Below are 5,749 nucleotides of genomic sequence, written 5' to 3' on the forward strand. Positions count from 1 at the left end.
CATTTCAAACAGGTGTTAAATGCAAATATTGAAGCAGACGGGAAAGATTGGACTATTATAGATGTTTTTGGTGGGAGTGGGTTGCTTGCACATACTGCAAAGCGTGAAAAACCGTTAGCAAGAGTGATTTATAATGATTTTGATAATTACGCCGAACGGCTAAACCATATCAAAGACACTAACCAACTCCGCCAAGAAATCTACCAAATTGTTGATGGAGTTATACCAAAAAATAAGAGAATTAGCAATGAAGTTAAAGCTAAAATCATCAATAAAATCAATGATTTTGAGGGGTTTAAAGACCCCAAATGCTTAAGTTCTTGGTTGTTATTTAGTGGTGAGCAAGTTGCTACTTTAGATGAGTTATTTAAGCACGATTTCTGGAATTGTGTGCGGCAAAGTAACTATCCTGAAGCAACGGGTTATCTTGATGATATTGAGGTGGTTAGTGAGTCCTTTCATCAATTATTGCCGAGGTTTCACGACAAAGAGAAAGTATTATTGATTCTTGACCCGCCTTATCTTTGCACAAGACAGGAGAGTTATAAGCAGGCAAATTACTTTGATTTAATTGATTTCCTACGATTGATAGACCTTACCAAACCGCCTTATATCTTCTTTAGCTCAACCAAGAGCGAGTTTATTCGCTTTATTCACTATATGGTTCAAAACAAAAAAGAAAACTGGCAAGCGTTTGAGGGGGCTGAAAGAATAGTAGTAAATGCCTCGCCAAGTTATAACGGCAAATATGAGGATAATATGGTTTTTAAGTTCTAAAAATTTAAACGCCCTTAATTATGGTTTAAAGGGCGTTTGTTTTTGCGATTTATTTTGCATAGTTTTTAATTTTTATCTATGCAAAATTGAGTGTAATTCTATGCAAAATAATTCGACCGCTTACACAATTACATAAAATAGACCACATACTCAATAATAACGTTGTATTACCTGACTTTCTAAAACCAAGCTGGTTTGTCCTTGCAATTATTATGACATTGAGATGTACGGGGATTCGGCGAGGACAATTAGTGAAACTGAAAATTAGTGATGTAGATCTTTCTAATAGGACGATTTATATTTCGCCGGAAATCAATAAAAATCATGATTACCATATCGTACCGATTTCAGATTCACTTTATATTCATATAGAAAGGCTTATTACTGAATTAAAAATAAGAAAACAAACAGATAATTGCCAATTGTTCAATCTCAATTTATTTTCTCGATGCTCTCGAAGAAGAGGGCAGCCGATGAGCCAAAATCAGCTTACGCATATATTTCGGCATATTTCTGACTTGGTCGGTTTTACTTCATCACCACACAGATTTCGACATACAGTTGCTACTCAATTAATGAAGAAGCCCGAAAATGTTTATGTGGTTCAGAAACTGTTAGGGCATAAAGATATCAGTGTGACACTAGGATATATTGAACACGATGTGGAAATGTTGAGAGAAACGGTTAATTTGTTATAAAAAATACAAAAGGGAGATACTTCTCCCTTTTGGGGCGAATTTTTATGAAATAATATCTTCTTTGTTCCGTAAATATAAACCATGAATACGCCCGTTATGATAATCAAAGTTATTTCTTATAATATCGTAAAATGAGCTATCATTGTGTTCATAGTGTCTAAATATCGCATAGGAAACTAGATCCGCTAGCTGAATTAATCTCGATGACTTTGAGTCAAGAAATAATGGAACTTCTGAGAAATTTCTAAGTTTCCCATAAGTATGCCCACTATTTTTGAATGTTCTTGCAAGTGCTTGGATTGACTTCTCAGTCGATGATTTATCAAAGATAGAAATGCCTCTTTGGGTATTACCTTGGGCATGTAAACGGCTCAGATACATATCAAATCGAGATGATATTTGCTCAAAACATTCTGTAATAGTATCCTGACCACTAGAATACCCTTGCTCTATAACTGCTGCAAATATACGAATATTATTACTTTGAACTAATTTCAAGCAATCTTGAATGGCATTAATACGCTCACTCATTGGAATGCCTCTCCATTCACTCTTTCCAGATCTCATTGGTGAACCATGTAACTCATAGAAATATGGATCACTCCCTTCAGAATATTGACAGAATTGAGAGGCTATCACATTCATTTTTTTCTCAATCCAATGAGTATTTCGTTCAAATACAGCGATACCTGATAATACAAAATATTTTTGAGTAGGATCTGTCGTAGAACCAGACTCATCAACATACATAAGATACATATAGCCTCTTTGTTCAATGAAAAAGAGCTATCGCTAGATTACTCTATCAGATAGCTCTTCCATAAATTTCTATTAAGGAGAGCCAGTAATGAAAATCTCATTAAACACCGTTAAACAGCGAAAACTGACCCTGCCATATAGTATAGAGACTTTTTGACAAAAATCAAGTATAAAAAATAATTTTCAGGCTTTACAAACTTGAAAGAATGTGTAAGACCTGGATCGTCTGTAGAAGATCAGACTTGATCTGACAATTCACTCTAAAAAGTGAGAGTTTCCCGTTTAGAATATGAGTGTCAAAAATCAATCTAAACAAAAAGGAAACTCTCATGTTTTATTCTAACAACCCTCTCATTAAACACAAGACTGGTTTATTAAATTTAGCAGAAGAACTGGGTAATATTTCTCAAGCCTGCAAAGTAATGGGAATGAGCCGAGATACATTCTATCGTTATCAACAAGCGGTTGAGCAAGGTGGTGTTGAAGCATTGCTGAATCAAAATAGACGCGTTCCCAACTTAAAAAATCGTGTGGATGAATCCACAGAAAAAGCGGTTGTACAATTCGCTTTAGATAATCCTGCTTTTGGTCAAGTTCGAGTGAGTAATGAACTGCGTAAACAGGGGATTTTTGTCTCTGCAGGTGGTTTTTGTCTCTGCAGGTGGTGTACGTTCCATTTGGTTGAGACATCACTTAGCTAATTTTAAGCAACGCTTAACTGCCCTCGAAAAATTGGTGGCAGAGCAAGGCATTATTCTGAGTGAGCCACAGATACAAGCCTTGGAGCGGAAGAAAGAAGATGAGATTGCCTGTGGTGAAATTGAAACGGCACACCCCGGCTATTTAGGGTCACAAGATACCTTTTATGTCGGCAATATTAAAGGTGTGGGTCGTATTTATCAGCAAACGTTTATTGATACTTATAGTAAAGTGGCATTTGCAAAACTGTATACAATGAAGACGGCTATCACTGCTGCTGATATGCTAAATGACAAAGTATTACCATTCTTTGAAAGCCAGAGGTTACCTATGTTACGAGTGCTGACAGACCGAGGCAGTGAGTATTGTGGGAAAGTTGAGAATCACGATTATGAGCTTTATTTGGCTATCAATGACATAGAGCACACAAAAACCAAAGTGAAACAGCCACAAACAAACGGCATCTGTGAGCGTTTTCACAAAACGATTTTGCAGGAGTTCTACCAAGTGGCATTCAGAAAACGGATTTATATGGATTTAGAGGCATTGCAAGCTGACTTAGATGAATGGTTAATGTATTATAACCATCATCGAACCCATCAAGGAAAAATGTGCTGTGGAAGAACACCGATGGAGACATTAGTTGATGGAAAACGCATTTGGGTAGAAAAGAATTTAAGCTCAAATTAATCTGACAGACACGGTAATTTTAAACGGGGGACTGTCAGATTAGGTTTGATTTTCTACAAATAAAGCGGGCGACGCTCTTTTAGCTCGCTTTCTTTTACTTCATTTCTTCATTTATTCTGTGCAGTAGTTCACAATTTTGTAACATTCTGCTTTGCTCTCTTTTGTTTATTGCTATACTGCCCTATCTATTTCTACCTTTGAGGGAAGCATAATGTCAAATAATTCACTGATTTCTCAGCTTACTGAAATTGTCGGGCAGTCTTATATCATCACTGACCCGACTAAGACGGAAGCCTATCGTAGCGGGTATCGCTTTGGCACGGGTAGTGCGATTGCAGTGGTAAAACCTACAACGTTATTAGAATACTGGAACGTATTAAAAGCCTGTGTCGCCGCCGATGTCATTGTTATCTCACAAGCGGCCAATACCGGATTAACCGGTGGTTCAACACCAAGCGGCAACGATTATGATCGGGATATTGTGATCATTAACACAATGCGAATGAACGGCATTCAGTTAATTAACAATGCCAATCAAGTCGTTTGCTTACCGGGCTCGACATTAAATGAGCTGGAATTGTTGCTGAAAACGCACGGACGTGAACCGCATTCGGTGATCGGATCGTCCTGTATCGGGGCTTCGGTTATCGGTGGTATTTGTAATAATTCAGGGGGTGCATTAGTGCAACGTGGGCCGGCTTATACTGAAATGGCACTGTTTGCCCAGTTAAATGAAGACGGCACGCTGGAATTAAAAAACCATTTAGGTATTGATTTAGGTGATACGCCGGAAGAAATTTTAGAAAATCTGCAAGCCCAACGTTATCAGCGTAAGGATATTCAGCAAGCGTGCGGAAAAGGACACGATCACGCCTATTGTAATCACGTCCGCCAAATTGATGAAGACTCCCCTGCCCGTTTTAATGCCGATCCTGCCCGCCACTACGAGGCTGCCGGTAGTGCAGGAAAGTTAGCGGTGTTTGCGGTGCGATTAGATACCTTTCCGCTTGAAAAAGACACGGCTGTTTTTTATATCGGGACAAATCATACGGACACATTAAACGATATTCGTCGCTATATGTTAGCCAACTTTGAGGTATTGCCGATTTCCGGTGAATATATTCATCGTGATGCCTTTGATATTGCCGCTGATTACGGTAAAGATACTTTTTGGGTGATTAAAAAACTCGGTACACACCGCTTACCACAACTCTTTTCACTTAAAGCAAAAGTGGACAGAATGGCGAAGAAACTCACCTTTTTACCGGCAAATCTCAGTGATAAAATATTACAGGCAATCTCAAAAATGTTACCGCAACATTTGCCGGAAAGTCTTCGAGACTACCGTAACCAGTATGAACATCACTTAATTATCAAAATGGGTGGAAAAGGCGTTCAAGAAGCAAGAGACTATCTTGCCCGTTATTTTGCTGATACACAAAAAGGCGGTTATTTGGAGTGTAATCCGACTGAAAGCCAAGCGGCAATGTTACATCGTTTTGCCGTTGCTTCGGCAGCGATTCGCTATCGAGCCATTCACGATAAAGAGGTGGAAGATATTGTTGCTTTAGATATTGCCCTTCGCCGAAATGATAAAGCGTGGTTTGAAGTGCTACCGCCGGAAATAGAGAGTCAAATCACGCACAAACTTTATTATGGGCATTTTATGTGCCATGTTTTCCATCAAGACTATATTGTGAAAAAAGGTGTAGATTGTTTGGCGTTGGAACATCAGATGTTAGAATTACTGGATAAACGTGGGGCACAATACCCTGCGGAGCATAATGTCGGTCATCTTTACGAAGCAAAACCGACCTTACGCAAATTCTACCGGCAGCTTGATCCAACCAACAGCTTTAATCCGGGGATCGGGCAAACCTCGAAGAAAAAATACTGGAAGTAACAAAAAGGCATAGTAGACAAAATAGTTGCTGATCCGTCAAAAACTATGCCAAGTGGACAAAACAGTTGCTAATGTGTAGAAGATCAGACTTGATCTGACAATTCACTCTAAAAAGTGAGAGTTTCCCATTTAGAATATGAGTGTCAAAAATCAATCTAAACAAAAAGGAAACTCTCATGTTTTATTCTAACAACCCTCTCATTAAACACAAGACTGGTTTATT

4 protein-coding genes and 1 pseudogene are annotated in these 5,749 nt (G+C 38.4%); 4 read left to right on the forward strand and 1 reads right to left on the reverse strand.

Going from position 1 to position 5,749, the window contains the following annotated elements; genetic code table 11:
* On the forward strand, positions 1 to 777 hold a 777-nt coding region (locus tag EDC41_RS12965), incomplete at its 5' end, for a hypothetical protein (protein WP_132303707.1).
* A 212-nt stretch (positions 778 to 989) separates the two neighbouring features.
* Positions 990 to 1,475: a tyrosine-type recombinase/integrase gene (locus tag EDC41_RS12970; RefSeq protein WP_268877201.1), complete on the forward strand. Its 486-nt coding sequence runs from the start codon at positions 990 to 992 to the stop codon at positions 1,473 to 1,475.
* 42 nt (positions 1,476 to 1,517) lie between these two features.
* Here EDC41_RS12970 and EDC41_RS12975 read toward each other — a convergent pair whose 3' ends face one another.
* Positions 1,518 to 2,234, reverse strand: a complete 717-nt coding sequence (locus tag EDC41_RS12975; RefSeq protein ID WP_006253291.1) for a DUF3800 domain-containing protein — start codon at positions 2,232 to 2,234, stop codon at positions 1,518 to 1,520.
* Between the two features lie 329 nt (positions 2,235 to 2,563).
* Here EDC41_RS12975 and EDC41_RS12985 point away from each other — a divergent pair.
* Together EDC41_RS12985 and dld are read left to right on the forward strand one after the other, a co-directional pair.
* Positions 2,564 to 3,623: pseudogene (locus EDC41_RS12985) on the forward strand (IS481 family transposase).
* A gap of 211 nt (positions 3,624 to 3,834) precedes the next feature.
* The gene (dld, locus tag EDC41_RS12990) at positions 3,835 to 5,526 is read left to right on the forward strand and encodes a D-lactate dehydrogenase (protein ID WP_015484309.1); all 1,692 of its coding nucleotides are present in this window, start codon (positions 3,835 to 3,837) and stop codon (positions 5,524 to 5,526) included.
* Positions 5,527 to 5,749: the final 223 nt, after the last annotated feature.

Source organism: Mannheimia haemolytica (assembly GCF_004342115.1).
GTDB classification, from domain to species: domain Bacteria; phylum Pseudomonadota; class Gammaproteobacteria; order Enterobacterales; family Pasteurellaceae; genus Mannheimia; species Mannheimia haemolytica.